Origin of the sequence: Pseudomonas sp. MPB23 (genome assembly GCF_046605395.1) — a bacterium.
Taxonomy (GTDB): domain Bacteria; phylum Pseudomonadota; class Gammaproteobacteria; order Pseudomonadales; family Pseudomonadaceae; genus Aquipseudomonas.
This window is the reverse complement of record NZ_CP176771.1, coordinates 4949313-4974914: the sequence shown is the minus strand read 5'-3', so window position 1 is coordinate 4974914 and position 25602 is coordinate 4949313. Positions and strand designations below refer to the sequence as shown.

Here is a 25602-nt window from a genome sequence, read left to right as displayed (position 1 = left end):
TCCATGCAAGTTTCTGTTGAAAATACTACTGCTCTCGAGCGCCGCCTGAGCATCACCGTGCCGGCAGAGCGTATCGAAACTGCGGTCAACAAGCGTCTGCAGCAGACTGCCCAAAAGGCCAAGATCGCTGGTTTCCGTCCAGGCAAAGTGCCAATGAGCGAAATCAAGCGCCGTTTTGGTGCCGATGCGCGTCAGGAAGCTGTCGGTGACGTGATCCAGGCTTCCTTCTATGAAGCTGTCGTTGAGCAAAAGCTGAACCCGGCTGGCTCGCCTTCGATCGAGCCTAAGTCCCTGGAAGCTGGCAAGGACCTGGAATACGTTGCCGTATTCGAAGTGTTCCCAGAGTTCGAAGTTGCCGGTTTCGACGGCATCGCTATTGAGCGCCTGAGCGCCGAAGTGGCTGATGCTGACCTGGACAACATGCTGGAAATCCTGCGCAAGCAGAACACTCGTTTTGAAGTGGCCGAGCGTGCCGCCCAGAACGAAGATCAGCTGAACATCGATTTCGTGGGCAAGGTTGACGGCGAAGCATTCGCTGGCGGCTCGGCCAAGGGTACTCAGCTGGTGCTGGGTTCCAACCGCATGATCCCTGGTTTCGAAGATGGTCTGGTTGGCGCAGAGGCCGGCGAAGAACGCGTACTGAACCTGACTTTCCCGGCTGATTATCAGAACCTGGACCTGGCTGGCAAAGCCGCCGAGTTCACCGTGACCGTCAACACTGTTTCCGAGCCTAAGCTGCCAGAACTGAACGAAGCGTTCTTCGCTCAATTCGGCATCAAGGAAACCGGGATCGAAGGTTTCCGCACCGAAGTTCGCAAGAACATGGAGCGCGAGCTGCGTCAGGCCATCAAGTCCAAGGTCAAGAACCAGGTCATGGATGGTCTGCTGGCCACCAACCCGATCGAAGTGCCTAAGGCGCTGCTGTCCAACGAAGTGGATCGCCTGCGCGTGCAAGCGGTTCAGCAGTTTGGTGGCAACATCAAGCCGGACCAGTTGCCGGCCGAGCTGTTCGAAGAGCAAGCCAAGCGCCGCGTCGTGCTGGGCCTGATCGTGGCTGAGGTGGTTAAGCAGTTCGACCTCAAGCCTGACGAAGACCGCGTTCGCGAAATGATCCAGGAAATGGCTTCGGCCTACCAGGAACCTGAGCAGGTTGTGGCTTGGTACTACAAGAACGACCAGCAACTGAACGAAGTACGTTCGGTTGTGCTGGAAGAACAAGTTGTGGATACTGTTCTGCAGAAGGCTAAGGTGACCGATAAAGCGGTCTCTTACGAAGAAGCAGTCAAACCGGCGGAAGCAGCACAAGCCGACTGATTGTCCAACTCGTTGGAAATTCAACCATAAGCCAGCCTCGCGCTGGCTTATGCGTTTTCAAGACATGACTATTTGGGAGTAACTGCAGAGCATGTTCCGTAATTCCTATATTCAGCAGAACTCTGATATCCAGGCCGCAGGCGGACTGGTCCCGATGGTTGTCGAGCAGTCCGCTCGTGGCGAACGTGCCTACGACATCTACTCGCGCCTGCTCAAGGAGCGAGTGATCTTTCTGGTGGGCCCGGTAGAGGACTACATGGCCAACCTGATCTGTGCGCAACTGCTGTTCCTTGAAGCGGAAAACCCGGACAAGGACATCCATCTTTACATTAACTCTCCGGGCGGTTCGGTAACGGCGGGCATGTCGATCTACGACACCATGCAGTTCATCAAGCCGAACGTATCGACTACGTGCATTGGCCAGGCATGCAGCATGGGTGCATTCCTGCTCACCGCAGGTGCCCATGGCAAGCGTTACTGCCTGCCGAACTCCCGCGTGATGATTCACCAGCCACTGGGCGGTTTCCAGGGCCAGGCGTCGGATATCGAAATCCACGCCAAGGAAATCCTGTTCATCCGCGAGCGTCTCAACACGCTGATGGCCAAGCACAGCGGGCGTACCCTGGAAGAAATCGAACGCGACACCAACCGCGACAACTTCATGAGCGCGGAAATGGCTCGTGAATATGGGTTGATCGACGAAGTGATCGAAAAGCGCCCCGCTTAATATAAGCCGCTCAAAATAGGGCTGTTCGGCACGTCCGACACCTGCGGGCTTGAAAAAGCCCGCATAAGCCTTCATCTTGTGTTGCAAGCCTATCGGATTTGGATCGAACGAATGACTGACACCCGCAACGGCGAGGACAACGGCAAGCTGCTCTATTGCTCCTTCTGTGGCAAAAGCCAGCATGAAGTACGCAAATTGATTGCCGGCCCCTCGGTCTTTATCTGCGACGAGTGCGTCGACCTGTGCAATGACATCATCCGTGAGGAGGTGCAGGAAGCACAGGCCGAAAGCAGCGCGCATAAATTGCCTTCGCCTAAAGAAATCAGCGGCATCCTTGACCAATACGTCATCGGTCAAGAGCGTGCAAAGAAGGTTTTGGCCGTAGCGGTGTACAACCACTACAAGCGGCTGAACCAGCGTGACAAGAAAGGCGACGAAGTCGAACTCGGCAAGAGCAACATCTTGCTGATAGGTCCTACAGGCTCGGGTAAAACCCTGCTTGCGGAAACCCTCGCTCGCCTGCTGAACGTTCCGTTCACCATCGCCGACGCCACCACCCTCACCGAGGCTGGCTACGTGGGCGAAGATGTCGAGAACATCATTCAGAAACTGCTGCAGAAATGCGATTACGACGTAGAGAAAGCCCAGATGGGTATTGTCTACATCGACGAAATCGACAAGATTTCGCGCAAATCCGACAACCCGTCGATCACTCGGGACGTTTCCGGTGAAGGCGTGCAGCAGGCTCTGTTGAAACTGATCGAAGGCACGGTTGCTTCCGTACCGCCACAAGGTGGTCGCAAGCACCCGCAGCAGGAATTCCTTCAGGTTGATACGCGTAATATCCTGTTCATCTGTGGCGGTGCGTTCTCCGGTCTGGAAAAGGTTATTCAAAACCGTTCCACCCGTGGCGGCATTGGTTTCAGTGCAGAAGTGCGCAGTAAGGAAGAAGGCAAGAAAGTGGGCGAGTCCCTGCGTGAAGTCGAGCCTGACGATTTGGTCAAGTTCGGTCTGATCCCGGAATTCGTTGGCCGTCTGCCGGTCCTGGCCACGTTGGATGAGCTGGATGAGGCTGCTCTGATTCAGATCCTCACCGAGCCGAAAAACGCCCTGACCAAGCAATACGCCAAGCTGTTCGAAATGGAAGGTGTAGACCTCGAGTTCCGTACCGACGCGCTCAAATCCGTGGCCAAGCGGGCACTGGAGCGCAAGACCGGTGCACGTGGCCTGCGTTCTATCCTTGAAGGCGTGTTGCTCGACACCATGTACGAAATTCCCTCGCAATCCGAGGTGAGTAAAGTGGTGATTGACGAAAGCGTTATAGAAGGTAAGTCCAAGCCACTGTATATCTATGAAAACAGTGAGCCGGCTGCCAAGGCTGCGCCAGACGCATAAGCGTTTCGCGGTTTCGGTACAAACAAGGGGCCTCTAGGGGCCCCTTTGTTTTTCATAAGAATTTTTACTGCGCGTAACAGCAGGCATTGAGCTTGTTTTTTTTACACGCAGCCCCCATCTTGGCTTCAAGCTTACTTTTCAACTGTCATAGAGGCGAAATCATGAAGACAACCATCGAATTGCCTCTCCTGCCGTTGCGTGATGTCGTCGTCTATCCGCACATGGTTATCCCGCTGTTCGTGGGGCGCGAGAAGTCTATCGAAGCCCTCGAGGCTGCGATGACGGGCGACAAGCAGATCCTGCTGTTGGCCCAGAGAAATCCTGCTGATGATGATCCGGGCGAAGACGCTCTGTATCGCGTTGGTACTGTTGCGACTGTGCTGCAACTGCTCAAGCTGCCCGATGGCACCGTCAAGGTGCTGGTGGAAGGCGAGCAGCGCGGTGCGGTCGAGCGGTTCATGGAGGTGGACGGCCACCTGCGCGCCGAAGTGGCACTGATCGACGAAGTCGAAGCCCCTGAGCGTGAATCCGAAGTTTTTGTACGCAGCCTGCTCTCGCAGTTCGAGCAGTATGTGCAGTTGGGCAAAAAAGTCCCAGCTGAAGTGCTGTCGTCCCTCAACAGCATTGATGAGCCAAGCCGCCTGGTCGACACCATGGCCGCGCACATGGCGTTGAAAATCGAACAGAAGCAAGACATTCTGGAAATCATCGACCTGGCCGCCCGTGTTGAACACGTGCTGGCGCTGCTGGATGCCGAAATCGATCTGTTGCAGGTCGAGAAACGCATTCGTGGTCGCGTGAAGAAACAAATGGAGCGCAGCCAGCGCGAGTACTACCTGAATGAGCAGATGAAGGCCATTCAGAAGGAACTCGGCGACAGCGAGGAAGGCCACAACGAAATCGAAGAGCTGAAAAAACGCATCGATGCCGCCGGCTTGCCGAAAGACGCCCTGACCAAAGCCAATGCCGAGTTGAACAAACTCAAGCAAATGTCGCCGATGTCGGCCGAAGCCACGGTGGTTCGTTCCTATATCGATTGGCTGGTACAGGTGCCGTGGAAGGCCCAGACCAAGGTCCGCCTGGACCTGGCCCGTGCCGAGGACATCCTCGATGCGGACCATTACGGCCTCGAAGAAGTCAAAGAACGCATCCTCGAATACCTCGCTGTGCAAAAGCGCGTGAAGAAAATTCGTGGCCCGGTGTTGTGCCTGGTCGGTCCGCCGGGTGTGGGTAAAACCTCGCTGGCCGAGTCCATCGCCAATGCCACCAACCGCAAATTCGTGCGCATGGCCCTCGGCGGCGTCCGTGATGAAGCGGAAATTCGTGGTCATCGCCGTACCTACATCGGTTCGATGCCAGGAAGATTGATTCAAAAGATGACAAAAGTGGGTGTGCGCAACCCACTGTTCTTGCTCGACGAAATCGACAAAATGGGCAGCGACATGCGTGGTGATCCGGCATCGGCATTGCTGGAAGTGCTCGACCCCGAGCAGAACCACAACTTCAATGACCATTACCTGGAAGTCGATTACGACCTCTCCGATGTCATGTTCCTGTGCACCTCCAACTCCATGAATATTCCGCCAGCGTTGCTGGACCGGATGGAGGTGATTCGTCTGCCGGGCTACACCGAAGACGAGAAGATCAACATCGCGGTTAAATACCTCGCGCCTAAGCAGATTTCGGCCAATGGCCTGAAGAAAGGCGAGATCGAATTCGAAGTCGAGTCGATCCGTGACATGGTGCGCTACTACACTCGCGAGGCTGGTGTACGTGGGCTTGAGCGCCAGATTGCGAAGATTTGCCGCAAGGCGGTCAAGGAACATGCGCTGGAAAAACGTTTCTCGGTGAAGGTCACGGCCGATGTGCTGGAGCACTATCTCGGCGTGCGTAAATTCAGTTACGGCTTGGCTGAACAGCAGGATCAGGTAGGGCAGGTGACTGGCCTGGCGTGGACCCAGGTGGGCGGCGAATTGCTGACCATCGAAGCTGCAGTGATCCCAGGCAAAGGCCAATTGATCAAGACCGGCTCCCTCGGTGATGTGATGGTCGAGTCCATCACTGCCGCGCAGACCGTGGTGCGCAGCCGCGCGAGGAGTCTGGGGATTCCCCTGGACTTCCACGAGAAGCACGACGTGCACATCCACATGCCTGAAGGGGCGACCCCGAAAGATGGTCCTAGTGCAGGCGTAGGCATGTGCACGGCGCTGGTATCGGCATTGACTGGCATCCCCGTGCGCGCCGATGTCGCAATGACCGGGGAAATTACCCTGCGTGGTCAGGTATTGGCTATCGGTGGTTTGAAAGAGAAACTGCTGGCTGCGCATCGGGGTGGCATCAAGACCGTGATCATTCCAGAAGAGAATGTTCGCGACTTGAAGGAAATTCCGGACAATATCAAGCAGGATCTTCAGATTAAACCAGTTAAATGGATTGACGAGGTCCTGCAAATTGCGCTGCAATACGCGCCGGAGCCCCTACCGGATGTAGCTCCGGAGATAGTCGCGAAGGACGAAAAACGCGAGTCTGATTCCAAGGAAAGAATTAGCACGCACTAATCCGCTAAAGCCTGGGGGCTTCCTTGACAGCTTTTTAGAGCCCTTGTTATAAAGCGGCTCTTAAGTGTCTGTAGGCCATTCAGCACTGGTTTTTGCTTTCACCAAAAAACTTAGAATCATACTCAATAGATATATAAGGGGACTTAGAGTGAACAAGTCGGAACTGATTGATGCTATCGCCGCATCCGCTGATATCCCGAAAGCTGCTGCTGGCCGTGCGCTGGACGCAGTAATCGAATCCGTCACTGGCGCTCTGAAGGCCGGCGACTCTGTGGTACTGGTAGGCTTCGGTACTTTCTCTGTGACTGACCGCCCAGCTCGTACTGGCCGTAACCCACAGACTGGCAAAGCACTGCAAATCGCTGCTGCCAAGAAACCAGGTTTCAAAGCCGGTAAAGCCCTGAAAGAAGCTGTTAACTAAGCGTCGATCAAGCCTTACCTACCCGGGTCGGACACCGTCCGGCCTGGCAGCGGAGCGGCAGCTGACCCATGTATCCATCGGGTCACCAAGCCGGGGGTGTGGGTTAAACCCCCCGTCCGCTCCGCCAGTTACGAGAAGGCGCATCCTCGGATGCGCCTTTCTTCTATCCGGACTCTACCCACGCTCCACGGTTGCCTATTTTTGAAGTTCAACCGTTTCTGGGGGACGCATGCTGCAAAATATCAGGGACAATTCACAAGGCTGGATTGCCAAGACAATTATCGGGATCATCGTCGCATTGATGGCGTTCACCGGTATCGAGGCCATTTTTCAGGCTTCGACCAATACCAAGCAGGACGTGGCCAAGGTCAACGGTGAAAAAATCACCCAGACCGAACTGAGCCAGGCCGTCGACATGCAACGTCGCCAGCTGATGCAACAGTTGGGCAAGGATTTCGATGCTTCGCTGCTGGACGAAAAACTGCTGCGCGATGCCGCCCTCAAGGGGCTGATCGACCGCAAGCTGCTTCTGCAAGGTGCGGCTGATTCCAAGTTTGGCTTCTCTGAAGCGGAGCTGGATCAGGTGATCCTGCAGACGCCGGAATTCCAGGTGGACGGCAAGTTCAACGCCGAACGCTTTGACCAGGTGATCCGTCAATTGGGTTACAGCCGTCTGCAGTTCCGTCAGATGATGACCCAGGAAATGCTGATCGGCCAGGTTCGTGCGGGCATCGCAGGCAGCGGTTTTGTGACCGACGCCGAAGTGCTGGCATTCGCCCGTCTGGAGAAACAGACCCGCGATTTCGCCACCGTCAATATCAAGGCCAACCCTGCGGCGGTGAAACTCACCGACGATGAGGTCAAGGCTTACTACGACCAGCACGCCAAGGAGTTCATGACCCCGGACCAGGTGGTCATCGACTATCTGGAACTGAAGAAGTCGTCCTTCTTCGACCAGGTCAGCGTCAAGGACGATGAACTGCAGGCGGCCTATGAGAAAGAAACCGCCAACCTCGCTGAACAGCGTCGCGCAGCGCATATCCTGATTGAAGTGAACGACAAGGTCACCGACGCGCAAGCCAAGGCCAAGATCGAGGAAATCCAGGCACGCCTGGCCAAGGATGAGAAATTCGAAGCCCTGGCCAAGGAGTTCTCCCAGGACCCTGGTTCGGCCAACAATGGCGGCGATCTCGGGTTTGCGGGGCCTGGTGTCTATGACCCGGATTTCGAGACCGCCTTGTACGCGTTGAACAAGGACCAGGTCTCGGCGCCGGTGCGCAGCTCCTTTGGTTGGCACTTGATCAAACTGTTGGGCGTTGAGGCACCGCAAGTGCCGACGTTTGCCAGCCTCAAAGGCAAGCTGACCCGTGAGCTCAAGACCCAACAGGTCGAGCAGCGTTTTGTTGAAGCCACCAAGCAACTGGAAGATGCGGCATTCGAAGCTTCCGACCTGGCCCAGCCCGCGTCTGACCTGAAGCTGACCGTGCACACCTCCGCGCCGTTTGGCCGTGAAGGTGGCGACGGTGTTGCGGCCAACCGTGCCGTGGTCACTGCTGCGTTCAGCCCGGAAGTATTGGATGAAGGTGCCAATAGCACCGCCATCGAACTGGACCCGGAAACCGTCATCGTGCTGCGTGCCAAAGAGCACCTCAAACCTACGCAACTGCCGCTGGAAAGCGTTGCCACGGCGATTCGTGCACAGATGACCAAGGAGCGCGCCAGCGCAACGGCCAAGACGCATGCGGACGAGTTGATCGCCAGCCTGCGTGATGGCAAGACCCCGCTGAGCCAGCCGATTGATGGCCAAGCGTGGAAAGTCACCGCAGCGGCTACCCGTGGTCAGGAAACGATTGATCCGGCGGTGCTGCAAGCTGTGTTCCGCATGGCCAAGCCTGTGGCCAAGGACAAGCCGACCTTCAGCAGCGTGACCCTGGCTGACGGTAGCCTGGCAATCGTGCGCTTGAACGGCGTCAATGAAGCCGTTGCTCCAACGGACGAAGAAAAAGCGCAGTACCGCCGCTTCCTCGCTTCCCGTATTGGTCAGCAGGACTTCGCGGCGTATCGCAAGCAACTGGAAGCCAAGGCTGACATCAAGAAGTACTGATGTCGGTTTGAACGAAAAAGCCCCCGGCCTGAAAAGACCGGGGGCTTTTTCATGGGCGTTTGCCCAGCGCCAGCAGCATCAACAGTGCCACTGCCCAGGGAAACGCAACTACGCCCCAGCTCTGTAATAGCAACCCGCCCGCCAACCCGCCTCCGGCAATGCCCAGGTTCCACACGGTCACCAGCATCGACTGCGCGGCGTCCGCTGACTCGCCGGCTGATTTGGCCAGCGCGGTTTGCAGCAGGGCCGGCAAACCACCGAATGCCAGACCCCAAACCGCCACAGCGCTGTAGATGACTATCGGTGAGTCGATCCAGAACGCCAGCGCCAATGCCAGCAGACCAAACAGCAAGCAACTGATCAGCACCAACAGTCGCAGCCATCGGTCGATGAGCAGCCCTACCAGCCAGATGCTCAACAATGCCGAGAGGCCAAACACCAGCAGGACCTGATCTATGTCGCCTTCGATTCCTGCTGGCACCAGCAGGGGCGCGATGTAGGTATAGAGAATGTTATGAGCCAGCACGTAGGCGAAGGTTACCCATAGCACCGGACGAATGCCTGGCAAGCCCAGCACTTGGCGCAGTCCCAAACGTTTATCCGCCTGTTCGCCGGAAAAATCCGGCAGTAGCAGGCGCGCCCATATCAGCAGCACCAGCGTCAACCCGGTCATGATCGCAAAGCTCAGGCGCCAGCCAACGGTGGTACCGAGGAAAGTCCCCGCAGGCATGCCCAGTGACAGCGCCAACGGTGCGCCCACCATCGCCACGGCAATGGCGCGACCTTGCAGATGAGGTGCCACCATTCGGCTTGCATATCCGGCCAGCAGTGCCCAGAGCAACCCGGCGAACACCCCGGCAAAAAAACGTGCTGCCAGGGTCAGCCCGTAGTGGCTCGAAACCGCGGTTATGCTGTTGACCAAGGCAAAGCCGCCGATGGCGAGCAGCAGCAACGGGCGCCTGCGCCAGCCACGGGTCAGCAGTGTGAGGGGGATGGCCGCCAGCAGCGATCCCAGGGCATAAACAGTGACCAATTGGCCAATCAGTGCGGGCGACACGCCGAGCCCTTCGCTCATTTGCGGCAGGAGCCCTGCGGGCATGGCTTCGGTAAGGATGGTGATGAAGCCGGCGCACGCCAGGGCCAGCAAACCACCCAGCGGCAGCGCATCAGGTTGGGCGGGCGCTGGACAATCAGTCAGTGAGGGGCTGTTGTTCATGAGGTCGTCTCCATGCAAAAGGGCAAGGACGCAGGGTAGAGGGCTGTGATGCACGGAAAAACAGGCTAAGGTTCCTGACTTATCGGACGTCGGTGTCCGTAATGGGCAAGGATGGGGTCATGGACAGCTTGGGCAGCCTTTCGGTATTTGTGCAGGTGGCGGACACGCGCAGTTTCACCGCCGCAGGCCGCGTGTTGGGGGTGTCGTCGTCGGCAGTGGGCAAAAGCATTGCGCGCATGGAAGAACGCCTGGGCGTGCGCTTGTTTCATCGCAGCACTCGCAGTATCACCTTGACCAGCGAAGGCTCGCTGTTTCTTGAGCGGTCGCGGCGTATTCTCGCCGAGGTGGAAGCGGCAGAGCGGGAGCTGACGCTGGCCAGCACCACGCCCAGGGGTAAGTTGCGCGTCAGCGTGCCGCAAGTGCGGGGCTTGTTGATGCCGGTGCTCAGCGATTTTATGCGCGCTTATCCGGACATCGAGTTGGATGTGGATTTTTCCGACCGTATGGTGGACGTAATCGAGGAAGGTTTCGATGCGGTGATTCGCACCGGCAAGCCAGAAGACTCGCGCTTGATGGCTCGTCATCTGGGTCACTACCATCTGGTGCTGGTGGGTACGCCGGCCTACTTCCAACGACACGGCACTCCGCAACAGCCCCGGCACTTGAGCGCGCATGCCTGCCTGCGCCACAAGTTCTGCGCCACGGGCAAACTGGAGCCCTGGCCCTTGCGGCAGGAGGCTGGCGCTGTGGAGCCCATGATGCGCACCCCGTTGGTCAGCACCACGATCGAGTCCCTCAATCATGTGGTGCACGAAGGGTTGGGCATTGCCTGTCTGCCGGACTACATGGTCAACCAGGCCGTGGCAGAGGGGCGGCTGCAACGGGTGTTGGATGACTATCTCGAGCATCAGGGCAGTTTCTGGATGCTGTGGCCATCCAGTCGTCATGCTTCTGCCAAATTACGCGTGTTTATTGATCATATGTGCGCCGGGCTTTTTCCTGCAGGCCCCGCTGTGTAGGCTTGTGACGTTTTACCGACAGGAATGCGCGCGCCAAGGCCTCGTTCTGTTGCACAATACGGCCCTGACTGTTTTCCTCAGGATTTTCAATGTCGACATCATTTCACTTGCGTAGCCTCGGGTTGGCGCTGGTGCTGGCGGGCGCTGCGGGCTGCTCGTCACCCAAGACCGCTATTTATGAACATGAGAGTTTCGACGACTCCGGCACCTTCTCGCGAGATTATCCGGTCACAGATGTCGCCGCATGCGAAGCCGCTCGGCGTGCATTGCTGAGCCAGGGTTACATCATCACCAGCAGCGATCCGAAACTGGTCGTGGGCAACAAGAGCTTCCAGCAGACCGGCGAGACTCACCTGCAGATCAGCTTCAACGTGGTGTGTGCCGACGACGGCAAAGGCAAGAACCACTCGACGATGTTTGCCAACGCCTTGCAGGATCGCTATGCGCTGAAGAAGGTCAACAATTCCGCGAGTCTGGGCGTAGGCGTGCTGGGTTCGGTGTCGATGCCGATCGGTTCCACCGACGACTCGATGGTGAAGGTGGCGAGCGAGACCGTCTCGGCGCCGAAGTTCTATGAACGTTACTTTGCGCTGGTGGATTTGTTCCTGCCCCAGGAAGTGAAGAAGGCCGAGCATATTCCCGAGAAGCCAAAAGCGGATCTGGGGGTGCCTGAGCCTAAAGCAGCACCGGCGGTCGAAAAGGTCGAGGCACCGAAGGAGCAGCCCGCCGCCGCAGCGCCTGCGGTTTCCGAGCCTGCCGCACCGCAGCAGGAGCCGGCACCGAGTGTCCCGCAACAAGAGCCGGCCCCCGCCGCGACGAGTTCGGAACTGCCGGCCCCGACCGAGGCGATTCCACCGTTGCCGACACCTGCGCAGTGAAAGGCCGGCCGGTGGTGATCCCCGGCTGATAAATTCTCCAGGCGCTACTACGTTTAATCCTGTAATGCAGGAACGTCATGGCGCTGACTTTTTTTCGTCATCGCGGCACTTTAGGCTGGTCTTGCAGGTCATTAATTTGCAGCTGCTTTGAACCCTAAGGAGCCTTATATGGACGATTACCAGGAAGAACTGCTCGAGTACCAGGCGTTTGAGTTGGACCCGCTGGAACCGGACGACGCAACAGAGCTGTAAGACCGACTTCAGGCGGAGTGCCGCTGACTGCGGCGAAATTCCCCTGGGGTCTGGTTGTTCCATCGCCGGAACGCCCGCTGGAAGGCCTGGGCCGAGGCGAAACCGAGTAAGTAGGCGATCTCGCCGAACGCCAGTTCCGTGTCGCGAATGTAGGTCATGGCCAGGTCGCGACGTGTATCGTTGAGAATGGCGCGAAACTGAGTGCCTTCTTCGGCCAGTTTGCGGCGCAGCGTCCAGGTTGGCAGCTTCAAGCGTGCCGCCACTTCTTCCAGGTCGGGTTCCCGGCCGCCATTGAGCATCGGCCCGAGCAAGCGGGTAATGCGCTCGCGCAGGCTGCGGGTGCGCGTCAGTTGCTCCAGTTCCCGTTCACACAGTTGCAGCAGCAGTTGCCAGGTGCTCGGACAGTGCTGCGGGTTACGCAGGGCCAGGCTTTGCTGGTTCAGGCGCAGTTGATTGGCCTCGGCGCCGAAGTGGACCGGGCTGTCGCTCAGGATGCGGTACTGCTCGCTGTACTCGGGGGCGTCGAATTCGATGTCGATACGCTGTGCCTGCACCGTCTGCTGGGCCAGGTTGGACAATTGCTGCAGCCAGCCGGCGATGATCGAATCCACCACAAAACGGTTGTAGGCGTTGTAGGGGCTGATGGAGTAGAACCGCAGCCAGGCGCCTTCGGCATCTTCATGGAAACTCGACTGCCCACGATAGTTGGAGCCGTACAGGGCTTCGAAGCGGGTCAGCGTGCGGGCGGCCTCGCGTACGTTGGGCGCCTGGGCGGCGGTGACGCCGGCCAGCCCGGCCTGGCTCAAACGGCTGAGCTGGCCCATGCGCAGGCCCAGGCCGGGGTCACCGGTGAGTTGGATGGCCCCATGGCCCAGGCGCATATAGCGCGGGATCGACAAGCGTGCGCCCGCTTCGGCGAGTCGCGCCGGGTCGAGGCCGTATTGCAGCAGCAGCGGTTGCGGGTCGAGGCCGTGGCTGTGGACGGCGTCGGCCAGGGTCTGCACGAAGCCTACCGACAGATCCCCCAGGCGCACTGGCTTCATGGCATTACAGCCAGATATTCAGCAAGCGCGCGCCACGGGCGTCGCCGTCGGCACTGATTTGGCCGTTGCTGCTGAGAAAGCTGCGCCCGGCGGTACCGAGGTCCCAGAATTGCCCACGTAGAAATACGCTCATACCGGCGACTGCCTGGCTGATCGGTTGCTGGCTGATCAGCGTAAGGCGCCGCCACGCTTCGCCCTCACTGAGTTCTTCAGGCTTGAGGCTGACTTCCGGCGGCGTCGACACGCTTTTGAAGCCGCGCCAGGGTCGGTCCCACGTATCGCGACCCAGCACAAAGGCCGGCACGGCGATCAGTTGCGCGCCGCGCTCGTTGAGTTTGCGGTAGTTGTCCGGGTACCAACTGTCACTGCCCACCAGCACGCCCAAGCGGCCAGCCGGGGTGTCGACCACGCTGACGACGTTTTCATCGCCGGGCTCGATAAAGCCGCGCTCATCGTAGATCGGATAGAACTGACGCTGCGGCTCGCCGATCGGCAAACCGTCTGCGGCAAACACCACACTGGCGTTGTACAGCGCACCATGGCCGACCTGCAATTGACCCAGGCTGACACTTGGGTTCGGCAGCGCGATGGAGCCGGCCACCAGGGTGACGCCGAACTCCTTGGCCAGACCGCCGAACAGCACCTGATAGTCCCGCGCCATGGCTGGGGCTTTCATGCGCAGGTAGGCGTCGTCGGTACGGTTGTCGCCGGTGGCGCTGATCCAGGCGCGCAGGAACAGCACCGGGTTGCTGATCGCCAGCCAGTTCATCGCATCCTTGGCGTGCAGCGCCTGGTACACCTCGTTCTTTTCACCGGCGAGCATCAGCCAGGTGCCAATATGTTCGGGCAGCACCACGATGGTCTTATCGTTGATCAGCCCCTGTTCCCGAGCCTTTTGCAGATAGGCTGCGAGTTTCAGGTGCAGGCGTTCCAGGCTCTGGTAGTCGGCAGGGAACAGTTCCGGCTGGATGCCCAGCAGGTTGCCGCGATCGGCAGGCAGGCCTTCATTCACGGCGAGGGTAATGCGCAGGTCCGACAGGTAATGCGCCACGGGGCGTTCCTGGATCCAGGCCAGATACGCGGCGACGGCGGCAACGAGGGCCATGGCGAGGGTGAAGGCGAGAAGTTTACGCATGGGGCAACAGACAACAGACCGTGTGCTGGGTTCGCCGACTAGGGTAGGGCCCATGCACGGGCTTGCCAAGGGGCGCTGTGCATTTGGATCAATAACTTGTCAGTTTCGGTCATTGAGCGGTAATCCATCGCCTCTTAGTCTGTGGGACATAAACCGATGAGGCGTCATTCGAACGCCTCACGTCCCGTGATGATCCGTTGTGGAGCTTGACCATGACCGCTGTTGCCTACCCGCACCTGCTGGCCCCGTTGGACCTGGGTTTTACCACCTTGCGCAACCGTACCCTGATGGGCTCGATGCACACTGGCCTTGAAGAAAAGCCAGGCGGCTTCGAGCGCATGGCGGCCTACTTTGCCGAGCGCGCCCGTGGCGGCGTGGGCCTGATGGTCACCGGTGGCATTGGCCCCAATGATGAAGGCGGCGTGTATTCCGGCGCGGCCAAGCTGACCACGGACGAAGAAGCGCAGAAGCACAAGATCGTGACCAAGGCCGTGCACGAGGCGGGCGGCAAGATCTGCATGCAGATCCTCCACGCCGGCCGTTATGCCTACAGCCCCAAGCAGGTCGCACCGAGCGCGATCCAGGCGCCGATCAACCCGTTCAAGCCCAAAGAGCTGGACGAAGAGGGGATCGAGAAGCAGATCCGCGATTTTGTCACCTGCTCGTTGCTGGCCCAGTCCGCCGAGTACGACGGTGTGGAAATCATGGGCTCGGAAGGCTATTTCATTAACCAGTTCCTCGCGGCCCACACCAACCATCGCACCGACCGTTGGGGCGGCAGCTATGAGAACCGCATGCGCCTGGCAGTCGAGATCGTGCGCCGTGTGCGTGAGGCGGTTGGCCCGAATTTCATCATCATCTTCCGCCTGTCGATGCTCGACCTGGTGGAAGGCGGTAGCAACTGGGAAGAGATCGTGCAGTTGGCCAAAGCCATCGAGCAGGCGGGCGCGACCCTCATCAACACCGGGATCGGCTGGCACGAAGCGCGCATCCCGACCATCGCCACCAAAGTACCGCGTGGGGCGTTCAGCAAAGTTACTGCCAAGCTGCGCGGTGCGGTGCAGATTCCGCTGATCACCACCAACCGCATCAACACGCCGGAAATCGCCGAACAGATCCTGGCCCAGGGCGATGCCGACATGGTGTCGATGGCGCGACCGTTCCTCGCCGACCCGGAGTTCGTCAACAAGGCCGCGGCGGGCCACGCCGATGAAATCAACACCTGCATCGGTTGCAATCAGGCTTGCCTGGACCACACCTTCGGCGGCAAGTTGACCACTTGCCTGGTCAACCCGCGCGCCTGTTACGAAACCGAGCTCAACTACTTGCCGGTCAAGCAGATCAAGAAAATCGCCGTGGTCGGCGCCGGGCCTGCGGGGCTGGCCGCTGCCACTGTGGCGGCCGAACGCGGTCATCAGGTGACGCTGTTCGATTCCGCCAGCGAGATCGGCGGTCAGTTCAACATCGCCAAGCGCGTGCCGGGAAAGGAAGAGTTTTTCGAAACCCTGCGGTATTTCAATCGTAAATTGCAGACCACCCACGTCGAGGTGTGCCTCAACACCCGTGTCGATGTTGCGCAACTGACGGCGGGCGGCTACGACGAGATCATCCTGGCCACCGGGATTGCGCCGCGGACGCCGGCGATTCCGGGGATCGACAATGCCAAGGTGCTGAGCTACCTGGACGTGATCCTTGAGCGCAAGCCGGTGGGCAAGCGCGTGGCGGTGATCGGCGCCGGTGGTATCGGTTTCGACGTGTCGGAATTCCTCGTGCACCAGGGCGTGTCCACCAGCCTGGACCGTGACGCGTTCTGGAAAGAGTGGGGCATCGACACCCAATTGCAGGCTCGTGGCGGTGTGGCCGGCATCAAGCCTGAGCGCCATGCGCCGGCACGCGAGGTGTTCCTGCTGCAGCGCAAAGCCTCCAAAGTCGGCGACGGCCTGGGCAAGACCACCGGCTGGATCCACCGTACCGGCTTGAAGAACAAGCAAGTGCAGATGCTCAACAGCGTCGAGTACCTGAAGATCGACGACGAGGGCCTGCATATCCGCATCGGCGCCGAGGGTGAGCCGCAGCTATTGGCAGTGGACAATGTCGTCATCTGCGCCGGCCAGGACCCGCTGCGCGAATTGCAGGATGGGCTGCTCGCCGCGGGCCAGAATGTGCACCTGATCGGCGGCGCCGATGTGGCGGCCGAGCTGGACGCCAAGCGCGCCATCAACCAGGGCTCGCGCCTCGCCGCCGAGCTGTAAGACCCAAGAAGGGGCGGTGTTAGACTACCGCCCCTTTTTCATGCAGATGTCCCTCCGATGGGTCCTTTCGATTGGCTTCCCCATGCCCCGCTTGAATCCGTGCAGTTGGATTGGCTGAACGGCGTCGAGTTGGCCGTGCTGCGCCTGGATCGTATCGACCCGCTGATCAGCGGCAACAAGTGGTTCAAGCTCACCGAGCACTTGGCCCAGGCGCAGCAGGTCGGCGCCAGCGGGATCATCAGCCTCGGCGGCGCTTACTCCAACCACCTGCATGCGCTGGCGGCGGCGGGGAAACGCTTTGGTTTCCCCACCGTCGGCCTGTTGCGCGGCCACCCCCAAGACACCCCCACCGTCCTCGACCTGAAAGCCTTCGGCATGCAGCTGCATTGGCTCGGCTATGGCGGCTATCGCGCGCGGCATGCGGCGCAGTTCTGGACGCCGTGGCGCGAGCGATATCCGGGTCTCTTCCCGGTGCCCGAAGGCGGCGGCGGGAGGGCCGGGGCGTTGGGATGCGGTGTCTTGGTCGAGCAGGTTCGCCAGCAATTGAGCGACGTGGGCTGGGCCGATTACGACGCCTGGTGGTTGGCGGCAGGCACCGGGACTACGCTGGCGGGTCTGGCGCTGGCAGAGGCGCACGCGCGTCCGGTCTACGGTGCACTGGCGGTGCCGGATGATCATGGCGTCGCACAGAACGTGCAGGCCATCGTAACGGGCGGGTATGTGTTGCTGGACGCCAGCCGGGGAGGCTTTGCGAAGGTCGATCCGCTCTTGCTCGAATTTATCGACACCACCGAACAGGCCTGCGGTGTACCCCTGGAGCCGCTCTACACCGGTAAAGCGTTGCTGGCGTTGAAGCAACAGATCGAGGCCGGGCGTTTCGCTCCCGGCACTCGCCTGATCTTCGTCCATACCGGCGGCTTGCAAGGCCGCCGAGGTCTGGTGGCCTAGCGCTTGGGCATCATGCGCAGCACGGTGTTATCGCGCATGAAGTAGTGATGGTACAGCCCGGCCAAGGCGTGCAGGCCAATCAACCAATAGCCGATCGTGCCGCCCAGCTCATGCCACTCTTTGATCTGCTTGGACAGGTCCTTGTTTTCGCCAATCAACGGCGGCAACTCGAGCCCGTAGAACATCACCGAATGGCCTTGGGCGCTGACGATCAACCAGCCGGCAATCGGCATGCCGATCATGAACAGGTACAGCGCCCAATGCATCAGGGTCGCCAGCAGCGATTGCCATTGCGGCGGTGCCGGGATGATTTTCGGTGCGACCCCCAGGGAACGTGCAAACAGGCGTAGCCATACCAAGACAAATATGGTCAGGCCGAACATGAAGTGCATCTCCACGATCAACGCCCGTCCGCCACTGCCTTTGGGAAAGATCCCGCGAAACTCAATGCAGGCGTAAACCACCGCCAGCAGCACCAGCATCAACCAGTGCAACGCAATCGACAGGGTGCTGTAGCGCGTATCGGAATTTTTCCACGGCATCGCTTTTTTCCTCACTCATCAGGGCATATCTCCGTTCTTCGGCGACGAAGTCCTTTTACTGTATGCCTGTTTGGTGGGATTTGCCTGAAGCTAATGCCCTTGTGTTGACCTTGATCAGTGACTTTGCGGCATTTCTCCGCGGGCCAGGCGCGCGTTGATATCCGCGATGACCGCCGGCAGTTCGGTGAGGGTGTCGATCAGGTAGTGCGGGCGCGAGCCTTCGAACATCGCCTCGATGCGTTGACGTTCACTGCTCAAGGTCGCGGCATCCAGGGCGCGGAATTGCGCGTAGGTCAGGCCCAGGGCATTGCCGGAGCAGGTCAGGGCCACGGTCCACATGCCGGCACGGCGACCTTCGAGAATGCCGGGCACGGTGTCGTCGACCTTGACGCACGCCGCCACATCGTCGATGCCCAGCGCGATCACGTTGGCCAACGCCTGGGCCGGCCATGGGCGGCCGTTGGGCACTTCGTCGGTGGCCACCACATGGTCGGCGACGTAGCCGTTGGTGGCGGCGAGTGCGACGACCTTGTCCATCACTTGCTTGGGGTAGCCGGAGCAGGAGCCGATCTTGATGCCTTGCTCACGCAGTTGGCCGATGGTGTCGAGGGCGCCGGGGATCAGCGCTGAGTGTTCGGCGATCTTTTCGATCTGCAGCGGCATGAAGCGCCGGTAGATGGCGGTGACGTCGTCGTCGGTGGGCGTGCGACCGAACGCCTGGCGGTAGCGCTCGGCGACTTGCGGCAGGTTGCAGAGGGTGCGGATGTGGTCCCACTTGCCCATGCCCATCGGGCCACGGGCTTCTTCGATGGAAACCTGCACATCGAACTCGGCAAAGGCCTCGACAAAAATCTGCGTGGGCGCGAAGGAGCCGAAGTCGACCACGGTGCCGGCCCAATCGAGGATGACGGCCTGGAGGGTGTTGGGATGTTGGTAATTCATGATTCAGATCCTGTAGGTAAAGACACTGTAGGAGCGAGCTGGCTCCTACACATTGCTTGCAGCACTTGGCCGATCGCCTTGACCGCAGCGTGCATGCCTGCCGCGTTGACATGGCCGATGCAGCCCACGCGGAAGGTGTCCACCTGGGTCAATTTGCCGGGGTACAAGATGAAACCCTTGGCCTTGACCCGCTCGTAGAAGTCCTTGAACTGGTAGCGCGGGTCTGTCGGTGCATGGAAGGTCACGATGATCGGCGCCTGGATCGCCGCCGGCAGGAAGCTGCGCAGACCCAGATCGGCCATGCCGTCGAGCAGCACCTGGCAGTTGTCGGCGTAACGTTTGTGGCGTGCGGGCAGGCCGCCTTCTTCCTGGTATTGCAACAGCGCTTCGTGCAGGGCTGCGACCACGTGGGTCGGCGGGGTAAAGCGCCATTGACCGGTCCTGGCCATGTAGCTGTGCTGGTCGAACAGGTCCAGTGCGAGGGAATGGCAGTTGCCCTGGGCGGCCGCCAACGCCTGTTTGTTGGCGAATACAAAACCCATGCCCGGCACACCTTCCAGGCATTTGCCGGAGGCGGCGATCAGCGCGTCGAACGGCACTTCGCGGGCATCGATCGGCAACGCGCCGAAGGAGCTCATGGCGTCAATGATCAAGCGCTTGCCGTGTTGTTTGACGACCTGGGCGATGTCCGCCAGGGGGTTGAGAATGCCGGTGCTGGTTTCGCAGTGGATCAGCGCGACGTGGGTGATGGTCGGGTCGGCGTGCAGCAGGCGGTCGACGTCGGCGGCGGTGGTGGGTTCGTCCTCGGCGGTTTCAAAGGTACTGAAGTCGCGGCCGAGCACTTCGCAAATCTTCGCCAGGCGTTTGCCATAGGCACCGTTGATCAGCACCAGCACCTTGCCATCGCGGGGCACCAGCGTGCCCACGGCGGCTTCGACGGCAAAGGTGCCACTGCCCTGCAACGGCACGCAATGGTGGCTGCTTTCTCCATGCAGAATCGCCAGCAGTTGCGCGCAGACGCTGGCGGTGAGGGCGTTGAAGCGGTCATCCCATGAACCCCAGTCTTCCTGCATGGCCTGGCGGGTGCGGGCAGACGTCGTCAGGGGGCCGGGGGTCAGCAGGATCGGCGCGGCAGTGTTCATTTCAAGTTCTCGCAAGGCGTCGGGGTTGAAGCTACGGCGCCTAAATTGCAGTTTGGCTTGTCATCAATCAAATTGTTTGTTGTTATGCGAGCTATCAGTGAGGCCGATAGCTATGAACCTGTTCCAACTGCGCGCATTCGATGCCGTGGCCCGCGAGGGCAGTTTTACCCGTGCGGCGGCGCGGCTGTTCATCAGCCAGCCGGCGGTGACCGGGCATATCAAGGCCCTGGAAGAGCACTATCAGATCCCGTTGCTGCGTCGCACGGCGCGTCGGGTGGAGTTGACCGAGGAGGGCGCGCGGCTGGCGGCGATCACGCGGGCGATCTTCGGCCTGGTGGACGAAGCGCAGACGCTGCTGGAGGCCAACCGGCAACTGCTCACCGGACGCCTGGAGGTCGCGGCGGACGGCCCGCACCTGGTGATGCCGATGATCGCCAGCCTGCGCGCGCGCTACCCCGGGATTACCGTCAACCTGCGCCTGGGTAACGCCCAGGAAACCCTGGCCGCGCTGTTGTCCGAGCATGCGGATGTGGCGGTGCTTACCGAAGTGGAACCGCGCAATGGCCTGCACCTGCAAGCGTTGGCGCAATCGCGGATCTGCGCCCTGGTGCCGGCCAGCCACGCGTGGGCGACGCACGTCAAGGGCATTCGCCTGGAGCAACTGAACGACGTGATCATGGTGTTGCGCGAGCCCGGTTCCATCACCCGGCGCACCTTCGATGACGCCTGTGTGGCTGCGGATGTGCGCCCTAAAGTGTTGCTGGAGCTGGACAGCCGCGAGGCGGTCACCGAAGCCGTCGCCGCGCAATTGGGGGTGGGCGTGGTCTCGTCCATGGAGGTCAGCCCGGACCCACGGGTGCAGGCGGTGGCGATCCAGGGCGACGGGCTGGTCAACCGGCATATGCTCGGTTGCATGGAGCGGCGCCGCTCATTGCGCTTGATCCAGGCGTTTTTCGAGTTGGCGCCCTGATGGTTTTTTGGTGGAACGATGGGTTCTCGCGCTATAAACTCTGCCCCCAAAGCGCCGGCCAGTAGACGTTTCGGCGCGATGGACAGAAGAGAGTGAGTCATGGGCGCACAGTGGAAAGTCAAACATAAAGAAGCAGCAGCCAATGCCAAGGGCAAGATCTTCGGCAAGCTGGTCAAAGAAATCACCATCGCCGCCCGCAACGGCGCCGACACCGCGACCAACGCCCACCTGCGTCTGGTGGTGGAACAGGCCAAAAAGGCCTCGATGCCCAAGGAAACCCTGGACCGCGCCATCAAGAAGGGCGCCGGTCTGCTCGGCGAAACCGTGCAGTACCATCGCGTGACCTATGAAGGGTTCGCCCCGCACCAGGTGCCGCTGATCGTCGAGTGCGTGACCGACAACATCAACCGTACCGTGGCTGAAATCCGTGTGGCCTTCCGCAAGGGCCAATTGGGCGCTTCCGGCTCCGTGGCCTGGGACTTCAATCACGTCGGCCTGATCGAAGCCTCGCCGGACAGCCCCGACGCCGATGCGGAAATGGCCGCCATTGAAGCCGGCGCCCAGGATTTCGAAGCCGGCGAAGAAGAAGGCACCACCCTGTTCATCACCGAGACCACCGACCTCGACGCCGTGCAAAAAGCGCTGCCGGAGCAGGGCTTTACCGTGCTGTCGGCCAAGCTGGGCTACATCTCGAAGAACCCGGTCAGCGGTTTGACCGATGAGCAGATGGCTGAAGTCGAGGCGTTCCTGGAAGGGCTGGACAACCATGATGACGTGCAGGACATGTTCGTCGGCCTGGCCGGCTGATCCATAACTGAATAAACCCGGTCAAACATGTGTGTGCGGCACGGCTTCCAGCAGTGCTTCGACGTCTTCGAAGCTCGGCCGTGCCAACACCTCGGGCTGACAGCAACGCGCCTGCAAGCCTTCCAGTAGCTGACGCGCTGCGTCGCTCAAGCCCGTGTCAATCCGCTCCAGCAACTCCCCGAGCAACACCCCGAACGCGCGCACTTCAATACGCTGCAACGCCCGGGTCTCCACGCTGTCTGCCGTGGCATGGAACGACGCCGCGCCAAAGTCCCCCAGCAGGCAATCCCCCGCTGCATTCCACAAAATATTATGGCCGTACAGGTCGCCATGGGTGATGCCGTGTCGGTGCAAGTGCGCCGCCACCGACGCAATCCCCCGTGCCATGCGCAGCGCCACCTCGAGGCTGAACCGGGTGCTCGGCTCATAGATATCCCGGGTGCACGAGGCCAGGCTCGGCAGGGCGGCGAGGTTGCGGTAGCTCGGGTCGATCAGGTCCATCACCAGCGCGGCCTGCGCCTCGGGGTGGCCGACCACGCGGCCTTCCACCTTGATCAAATTGGGATGCAACCCGGCGGCGATGCAGGCCTGCATTTCGTGCAGGGGCGAGCCGTCACTGGTGATGGTGCCTTTGTAGAGCTTGACCGCGACGGGTTGCGCCGAGGGTTTCCACAGTGCCTTGCGAATCACCCCGGAAGCGCCTTCGCCCAGCACGTCGGCCACTTCCAGCTCGGACCAGGGAATATTCGGTGTGGTGTCATCCGTTGCCGCCTTCTCGGCGATTTCCACCGGGTTACCGGCGTAGGCCAGCCAGGTCAGGCTTGGCAACGCCAGCAGCCACTCAGGCAGACGCGTCAGGCGGTTGGAGGCGATGCGGATCAGTTCCAGGTTTGTGCACTGGGCCAGGCTTTCTGGCAGATGAGCCAGTTGATTACCGGCCAGCATCAGCTTTTGCAGCAGCGGCCGCTGGCCCAATGCGTCGGGCAATTGGCTGATGCGGTTGTCGGTGAGGATCAGCCAGCGCAACTGCGGCGGCAGCGCGGCGGCAGGGACATGGTGGATCTGGTTGGCCTTGAAGCCGATCATGCTCAGCTTCGCACACTGGCCCAGGCACGCCGGCAGTTCGGTAAAGCGGTTGTCCGAGCAGAACAGCACGCGCAGGTGCGGCAGGCGGTGCAGATCGTCGGGCAGGCTGCTCAGGGCGTTACCGCTGAGGTTGAGGATTTCCAGGGAGTCGGCCAGTTCGAAGATTTCCCGCGGGAATTCGGTCAGCCCGCAGGACAGGTCCAGGCGTGTGATGCCGGCCAATTGGCCGGTCTTGAGTTGGGCGAGGGTATGCATGAACGGCGCGGTCACTCGGCAAGAGGGCTTGAATGGCGCTCATGATACTGGCTCGGACAGGGCTTGCGGGGTGGCCTGTTGCAATTGGTTCAGGCGGCTGGCGGTGCGCGCCAGGTCGATGGCCTGTCCCGCCAGGCACTCGTTCAGAGGCCGTTCGCCGATCAGGATCAGGTGCTTGTCCTGGTCGTACAGCACGTCCACCAGGTTGATAAAGCGCTGTTGCACGGCAATCGGGCAATCCTCCAGCAGAGGCAGGCCGTCGATGATCCAGTGGTCGAAGTCCTGGCACAGCAGCAGGTAGTCCATCACCGCTGTCAGTTGTTCGCAGAGGTCGCCGAAGGTAAAGGCGAGGGTGCGGGCTTGATGGTGGCGGGCTATCAGATGGCGGTTGCCAACCGTCAGGGACTGCGCCGGGCCATCCATGGCAGGCAGGCCGAGCGCTGCACGCTGGGCCGCCGTGCCCGGCCACACGTATCGGCCGATGGTAAAACGCTGCGTGGCATGGGCCTGGGGCAGACTGCGAAAGTCCTGGGGCGAACTGACTTCCAGCACCTCCATCCGCGCGGCGATCAGGTCGATGACCGGCTTGAAGCGCTCGTGGTACAGCGGGTTGGGCAACAAGCCTGCGGGCGGGTAGTTGGAGGTGACCAGCACCAGTACACCACGCTCGAACAGCGCCTTGAACAGTCGGGTGATGAGCATCGCATCACCGATGTCGTGGACATGGAACTCGTCGAAACACAGCACCCGGCAGTCCGCCAGTTGTTCGTCGAGGCTGACGGCCAGGGCGTCGGCATGCTCACGGTGCTTGAACAGGCTGCGGTGCAGGTGGGCGAAAAATCCGTGGAAATGCACGCGCTTTTTCTCGGCGAGCGGCAGCGCCTGGAAAAAACCGTCCAGCAGCCAGCTTTTGCCGCGCCCCACCGGGCCGTGCAGATACAGGCTGCGCGTGGGCTGGCCGGCGAGCAGGCGTTGGCATTCGCGGGACATTGCGGCAATCGCCAGGGCCTGGCCGGCGCTGAGGGTGTAGCCCTGTTGTCGGGCCTTGTCCTGAAAGAACGTCTGGATGGAGGTGGCGTTGTGGGCGTCGGTTTTTTTACCGAGCAGACGACGAATCAGCGGTAGCGCGGCCAATGGGAGTCACTCTGTAGTGCGGTGGTCGCTCACTTTAGGCGGCGCATCGCCATTTGACCAATAGAGAAGTGCGCCGCCAGCCATCTCGAAACGGCATGTCGCAGGTGTAAGGCGACGCCGCTGCCGAGGGCGGGCGTCTAGAACTTCAGCATCGGTGGGGCGGGCTGATCGCTCGGACTGACCACCGCATAGTTGTAGCCGTCGCCGGACCAGTATTGCGCCTGCAGCCCATCGGCGCTGCGGCTACCAGGGGGCAGGAAGCCGTTGTCCGGTCCCGGCGGGCGGATGTAGAAACTGATGCGCCGTCCTTGCGGGTCTTCATACAGCACCATGGCCGCCGCACCTTGGTCGGTGGTGAGCAGACGCCCGCTCACCGGGGTGAACCCCGCCGCGCTCAAGTCAGGCAGGCGGTGGGCCTGGTGGAAGTAGCGGTCGAGCCAGGCTTGCATCGTGCCGCGGCCCTGGGTGTTGTAGTCGGCGGGCATGATGCCATCCTGGGCAAACAGGCGGAACGCTTGCATCGCATCGGCCATGGGCAGCAGGGGGGGCTGCGTGGCTTCGCGGGCATGCCAGCCGCCAAGGCCGCCGAGGCTGACGGCCATCAGCAGCAGCGCCGCCGTGGCGAGGTGGCGGCGCGACTGCTGTTTGATGCGTTGACGAATCAGCGCCGGGTCCAGGTCCGGGTTGGCCGGCTGTTGCAGCGCACCGGCCAACGACGCGCGCAGCACTTGCGCGTCCTGTTGCCAGGCGTGGACCTGGGCGGCGACATCGGGGTGGGCCGACAAGTAGGTTTCAAGCACGTGTCGGTCGCTCTCCGGTAACTGGTGATCGACGTAGGCATGCAAATCGCGTTCGCTGGGGGGCAGGCTGATCATTTGAGTATCCGCAGGGCAGGGCTGGCGATTTCGCCATCGCTGAGTTGACGCAGGGCCTGGCGCGCCCGGGACAGGCGCGACATGACGGTACCGATTGGCACATCGAGGATCTCGGCGACTTCCTTGTAGCTCAGGCCCTCGACCGAGACCCACAGCAGCAGGGCGCGCTGTTCGGTGCCCAGTTGATCGAAAGCTTGCAGGGTCGACTGGGCGATCACCGTTCGCTCCACCGACGGCTGCGCATCGTCACGACCGGTGAAGAAGTCGAGCATGCGCGCATAGCGCCGGCTGCGACGGTGGGCATCGAGGAACTGCCGGTACAGGATCGAGAACAGCCACGCGCGCAGATCGCCCTCGACGCGCTTGTCGGCCCAGCGACTGATCGCGCGTTCCAGGGTCGACTGCACCAGATCGTCGGCACTGCTGGCGTTACGGGTCAGGGACACGGCGAAGCGCCGCAGCCTGGGGATGAGTTCACGTAACGGTTCGTCGAGTTCATGCATGGGGATGGGAGTCTAGCCGGTTGTGATGAGGTAGACGGTGGCCGTTGTAGGTTATTCCACGTTCGCAGAAAGAAATCTTACGGA

Annotated in this window: 22 protein-coding genes; 12 read left to right on the top strand and 10 right to left on the bottom strand. The window is 60.7% G+C overall.

Annotated features, from left to right (window positions below; genetic code table 11):
- Positions 1 to 3 precede the first annotated feature (3 nt).
- The 6 genes from tig (at position 4) to ACLH0J_RS22350 (ending at position 8519) form a co-directional block, all read left to right on the top strand.
- A complete protein-coding gene (tig, locus tag ACLH0J_RS22375; RefSeq protein WP_411389079.1) occupies positions 4 to 1314 on the top strand; it encodes a trigger factor in 1311 nt (436 codons plus the stop codon).
- A gap of 91 nt (positions 1315 to 1405) precedes the next feature.
- Complete coding sequence (clpP, locus tag ACLH0J_RS22370) at positions 1406 to 2041, top strand: ATP-dependent Clp endopeptidase proteolytic subunit ClpP (protein ID WP_010564905.1); 636 nt, start codon at positions 1406 to 1408, stop codon at positions 2039 to 2041.
- 111 nt (positions 2042 to 2152) lie between these two features.
- On the top strand, positions 2153 to 3436 hold the full coding sequence (gene clpX / locus ACLH0J_RS22365; protein WP_010564906.1) for an ATP-dependent Clp protease ATP-binding subunit ClpX: 1284 nt from the start codon (positions 2153 to 2155) through the stop codon (positions 3434 to 3436).
- Positions 3437 to 3597: 161 nt separating this feature from the next.
- The gene (gene lon, locus ACLH0J_RS22360) at positions 3598 to 5994 is read left to right on the top strand and encodes an endopeptidase La (RefSeq protein ID WP_411389078.1); all 2397 of its coding nucleotides are present in this window, start codon (positions 3598 to 3600) and stop codon (positions 5992 to 5994) included.
- 148 nt (positions 5995 to 6142) lie between these two features.
- Entirely contained in the window at positions 6143 to 6415 is a 273-nt protein-coding gene (locus ACLH0J_RS22355; protein WP_003174819.1) for an HU family DNA-binding protein, read from the top strand.
- A gap of 229 nt (positions 6416 to 6644) precedes the next feature.
- Positions 6645 to 8519, top strand: coding sequence for a SurA N-terminal domain-containing protein (locus ACLH0J_RS22350; protein WP_411389077.1), 1875 nt, complete (start codon positions 6645 to 6647; stop codon positions 8517 to 8519).
- 49 nt (positions 8520 to 8568) lie between these two features.
- Here ACLH0J_RS22350 and ACLH0J_RS22345 read toward each other — a convergent pair whose 3' ends face one another.
- Positions 8569 to 9735: an MFS transporter gene (locus ACLH0J_RS22345; protein WP_411389076.1), complete on the bottom strand. Its 1167-nt coding sequence runs from the start codon at positions 9733 to 9735 to the stop codon at positions 8569 to 8571.
- A 119-nt stretch (positions 9736 to 9854) separates the two neighbouring features.
- Here ACLH0J_RS22345 and ACLH0J_RS22340 point away from each other — a divergent pair, with 119 nt between their 5' ends.
- Together ACLH0J_RS22340 and ACLH0J_RS22335 are read left to right on the top strand one after the other, a co-directional pair.
- Positions 9855 to 10754 (top strand): LysR family transcriptional regulator, encoded by a 900-nt coding sequence (locus ACLH0J_RS22340; protein ID WP_411389075.1) that lies wholly within the window; start codon positions 9855 to 9857, stop codon positions 10752 to 10754.
- 89 nt (positions 10755 to 10843) lie between these two features.
- Positions 10844 to 11632 carry a DUF2242 domain-containing protein gene (locus ACLH0J_RS22335; protein ID WP_411389074.1) on the top strand — a complete coding sequence of 263 codons (789 nt, stop codon included), beginning with the start codon at positions 10844 to 10846 and terminating at the stop codon, positions 11630 to 11632.
- Positions 11633 to 11892: 260 nt separating this feature from the next.
- Here the strand turns inward: ACLH0J_RS22335 and ACLH0J_RS22330 are convergent, their stop codons facing one another.
- A complete protein-coding gene (locus tag ACLH0J_RS22330) occupies positions 11893 to 12927 on the bottom strand; it encodes an AraC family transcriptional regulator (RefSeq protein WP_411389073.1) in 1035 nt (344 codons plus the stop codon).
- Positions 12928 to 12931: 4 nt separating this feature from the next.
- Entirely contained in the window at positions 12932 to 14062 is a 1131-nt protein-coding gene (locus ACLH0J_RS22325; protein ID WP_411389072.1) for a carbon-nitrogen hydrolase family protein, read from the bottom strand.
- Positions 14063 to 14274: 212 nt separating this feature from the next.
- Here ACLH0J_RS22325 and ACLH0J_RS22320 point away from each other — a divergent pair, with 212 nt between their 5' ends.
- Both ACLH0J_RS22320 and ACLH0J_RS22315 read left to right on the top strand, forming a co-directional pair.
- Complete coding sequence (locus tag ACLH0J_RS22320; RefSeq protein WP_411389071.1) at positions 14275 to 16314, top strand: FAD-dependent oxidoreductase; 2040 nt, start codon at positions 14275 to 14277, stop codon at positions 16312 to 16314.
- A gap of 57 nt (positions 16315 to 16371) precedes the next feature.
- Entirely contained in the window at positions 16372 to 17262 is an 891-nt protein-coding gene (locus ACLH0J_RS22315) for a 1-aminocyclopropane-1-carboxylate deaminase/D-cysteine desulfhydrase (RefSeq protein WP_411389070.1), read from the top strand.
- Here the strand turns inward: ACLH0J_RS22315 and ACLH0J_RS22310 are convergent.
- From ACLH0J_RS22310 to ACLH0J_RS22300, 3 genes are all read right to left on the bottom strand, one after another.
- Positions 17259 to 17804 (bottom strand): cytochrome b, encoded by a 546-nt coding sequence (locus tag ACLH0J_RS22310; RefSeq protein ID WP_411389069.1) that lies wholly within the window; start codon positions 17802 to 17804, stop codon positions 17259 to 17261. The genes ACLH0J_RS22315 and ACLH0J_RS22310 overlap by 4 nt on opposite strands.
- Before the next feature lie 114 nt (positions 17805 to 17918).
- On the bottom strand, positions 17919 to 18746 hold the full coding sequence (phnX, locus tag ACLH0J_RS22305) for a phosphonoacetaldehyde hydrolase (RefSeq protein ID WP_411389068.1): 828 nt from the start codon (positions 18744 to 18746) through the stop codon (positions 17919 to 17921).
- Complete coding sequence (locus tag ACLH0J_RS22300; RefSeq protein ID WP_411389067.1) at positions 18743 to 19888, bottom strand: 2-aminoethylphosphonate--pyruvate transaminase; 1146 nt, start codon at positions 19886 to 19888, stop codon at positions 18743 to 18745. The genes phnX and ACLH0J_RS22300 overlap by 4 nt, the downstream gene beginning before the upstream one ends.
- Positions 19889 to 20000: 112 nt before the next feature.
- Here ACLH0J_RS22300 and ACLH0J_RS22295 point away from each other — a divergent pair, with 112 nt between their 5' ends.
- Positions 20001 to 20858, top strand: coding sequence for a LysR substrate-binding domain-containing protein (locus ACLH0J_RS22295; protein WP_411389066.1), 858 nt, complete (start codon positions 20001 to 20003; stop codon positions 20856 to 20858).
- A 99-nt stretch (positions 20859 to 20957) separates the two neighbouring features.
- Positions 20958 to 21665: a YebC/PmpR family DNA-binding transcriptional regulator gene (locus ACLH0J_RS22290; RefSeq protein WP_411389065.1), complete on the top strand. Its 708-nt coding sequence runs from the start codon at positions 20958 to 20960 to the stop codon at positions 21663 to 21665.
- Between the two features lie 21 nt (positions 21666 to 21686).
- Here ACLH0J_RS22290 and ACLH0J_RS22285 read toward each other — a convergent pair whose 3' ends face one another.
- The 4 genes from ACLH0J_RS22285 to ACLH0J_RS22270 form a co-directional block, all read right to left on the bottom strand.
- Positions 21687 to 23006: a protein kinase gene (locus ACLH0J_RS22285; RefSeq protein ID WP_411389064.1), complete on the bottom strand. Its 1320-nt coding sequence runs from the start codon at positions 23004 to 23006 to the stop codon at positions 21687 to 21689.
- Between the two features lie 39 nt (positions 23007 to 23045).
- Positions 23046 to 24140 (bottom strand): cell division protein ZapE, encoded by a 1095-nt coding sequence (gene zapE, locus ACLH0J_RS22280; protein ID WP_411389063.1) that lies wholly within the window; start codon positions 24138 to 24140, stop codon positions 23046 to 23048.
- A 137-nt stretch (positions 24141 to 24277) separates the two neighbouring features.
- Positions 24278 to 25015, bottom strand: coding sequence for an anti-sigma factor family protein (locus tag ACLH0J_RS22275; RefSeq protein WP_411389062.1), 738 nt, complete (start codon positions 25013 to 25015; stop codon positions 24278 to 24280).
- On the bottom strand, positions 25012 to 25518 hold the full coding sequence (locus ACLH0J_RS22270) for a sigma-70 family RNA polymerase sigma factor (protein WP_411389061.1): 507 nt from the start codon (positions 25516 to 25518) through the stop codon (positions 25012 to 25014). Before ACLH0J_RS22270 ends, ACLH0J_RS22275 begins: the two co-directional genes overlap by 4 nt.
- Between the last annotated feature and the right edge of the window lie 84 nt (positions 25519 to 25602).

Bases quoted from the DNA above. Each gene is read 5' to 3' on its own strand.
- clpP (WP_010564905.1), top strand. From the start codon at position 1,406: ATGTTCCGTAATTCCTATATTCAGCAGAACTCTGATATCCAGGCCGCA.
- ACLH0J_RS22290 (WP_411389065.1), top strand. From the start codon at position 20,958: ATGGGCGCACAGTGGAAAGTCAAACATAAAGAAGCAGCAGCCAATGCC.
- ACLH0J_RS22350 (WP_411389077.1), top strand. From the start codon at position 6,645: ATGCTGCAAAATATCAGGGACAATTCACAAGGCTGGATTGCCAAGACA.
- ACLH0J_RS22300 (WP_411389067.1), bottom strand. From the start codon at position 19,888: ATGAACACTGCCGCGCCGATCCTGCTGACCCCCGGCCCCCTGACGACG.
- ACLH0J_RS22345 (WP_411389076.1), bottom strand. From the start codon at position 9,735: ATGAACAACAGCCCCTCACTGACTGATTGTCCAGCGCCCGCCCAACCT.
- lon (WP_411389078.1), top strand. From the start codon at position 3,598: ATGAAGACAACCATCGAATTGCCTCTCCTGCCGTTGCGTGATGTCGTC.
- ACLH0J_RS22330 (WP_411389073.1), bottom strand. From the start codon at position 12,927: ATGAAGCCAGTGCGCCTGGGGGATCTGTCGGTAGGCTTCGTGCAGACC.
- clpX (WP_010564906.1), top strand. From the start codon at position 2,153: ATGACTGACACCCGCAACGGCGAGGACAACGGCAAGCTGCTCTATTGC.
- phnX (WP_411389068.1), bottom strand. From the start codon at position 18,746: ATGAATTACCAACATCCCAACACCCTCCAGGCCGTCATCCTCGATTGG.
- ACLH0J_RS22275 (WP_411389062.1), bottom strand. From the start codon at position 25,015: ATGATCAGCCTGCCCCCCAGCGAACGCGATTTGCATGCCTACGTCGAT.
- ACLH0J_RS22320 (WP_411389071.1), top strand. From the start codon at position 14,275: ATGACCGCTGTTGCCTACCCGCACCTGCTGGCCCCGTTGGACCTGGGT.
- ACLH0J_RS22295 (WP_411389066.1), top strand. From the start codon at position 20,001: ATGAACCTGTTCCAACTGCGCGCATTCGATGCCGTGGCCCGCGAGGGC.
- ACLH0J_RS22335 (WP_411389074.1), top strand. From the start codon at position 10,844: ATGTCGACATCATTTCACTTGCGTAGCCTCGGGTTGGCGCTGGTGCTG.
- tig (WP_411389079.1), top strand. From the start codon at position 4: ATGCAAGTTTCTGTTGAAAATACTACTGCTCTCGAGCGCCGCCTGAGC.
- ACLH0J_RS22340 (WP_411389075.1), top strand. From the start codon at position 9,855: ATGGACAGCTTGGGCAGCCTTTCGGTATTTGTGCAGGTGGCGGACACG.
- ACLH0J_RS22315 (WP_411389070.1), top strand. From the start codon at position 16,372: ATGGGTCCTTTCGATTGGCTTCCCCATGCCCCGCTTGAATCCGTGCAG.
- ACLH0J_RS22285 (WP_411389064.1), bottom strand. From the start codon at position 23,006: ATGCATACCCTCGCCCAACTCAAGACCGGCCAATTGGCCGGCATCACA.
- ACLH0J_RS22325 (WP_411389072.1), bottom strand. From the start codon at position 14,062: ATGCGTAAACTTCTCGCCTTCACCCTCGCCATGGCCCTCGTTGCCGCC.
- ACLH0J_RS22310 (WP_411389069.1), bottom strand. From the start codon at position 17,804: ATGCCGTGGAAAAATTCCGATACGCGCTACAGCACCCTGTCGATTGCG.
- ACLH0J_RS22270 (WP_411389061.1), bottom strand. From the start codon at position 25,518: ATGCATGAACTCGACGAACCGTTACGTGAACTCATCCCCAGGCTGCGG.